The sequence below is a fragment of the Bradyrhizobium sp. Leo170 genome (genome assembly GCF_004296405.1).
GTDB lineage: Bacteria > Pseudomonadota > Alphaproteobacteria > Rhizobiales > Xanthobacteraceae > Bradyrhizobium.
Genome location: NZ_PSRR01000879.1, coordinates 1 through 450, shown reverse-complemented (window position 1 = coordinate 450; position 450 = coordinate 1). Strand labels below are relative to the sequence as shown.

Here is a 450-nt window from a genome sequence, read left to right as displayed (position 1 = left end):
GTTCGGTCATGGCAATCGCCCGCCATCGCTCACGCAGCGACGCGCTGAAGGCGGCGCAGGTCGGACCGATAGCCAGGCGGGCAGACCCGATCGAAGCTTGCCTGGTCGGCCGGCAGGATGCTGGCGACGCTCATGGTCTCGCCGATGAGCTCCACGCCGCCAAGGTGCGTCATCGGCCAGCCCGCCCGTTGCAGGATGCGTTCGAGCCGCACATCCGTTGCCGTGGCGATCTCGTCGAAGCCGTTCGACATCGACCACTCGATGATTCCCGCGAACATCGTCAGCGTGGCCTCGTGCAGGAACCGGCCTCCCCTCCCCTCGCCTCGCGTGTCGACGCAAAAGCGTGAACTCTCGACCATGGTGGATTTGCCCCGTAGCCGGCCGCCCGGGAGCAGTTGCGGGAAGGTCCACGACAACATGGTTGGGCCCGTGCTCGGAAGCAGACGGGCA

General features: G+C 66.9%; 1 protein-coding gene. It reads right to left on the bottom strand.

Annotation, left to right across the window (positions count from 1 at the left end; all coding sequences use genetic code 11):
* Positions 1-29: 29 nt before the first annotated feature.
* A partial coding sequence (locus CWO89_RS45200) for an acyl-homoserine-lactone synthase (protein WP_130584485.1) occupies positions 30-450 on the bottom strand: 421 nt, incomplete at its 5' end.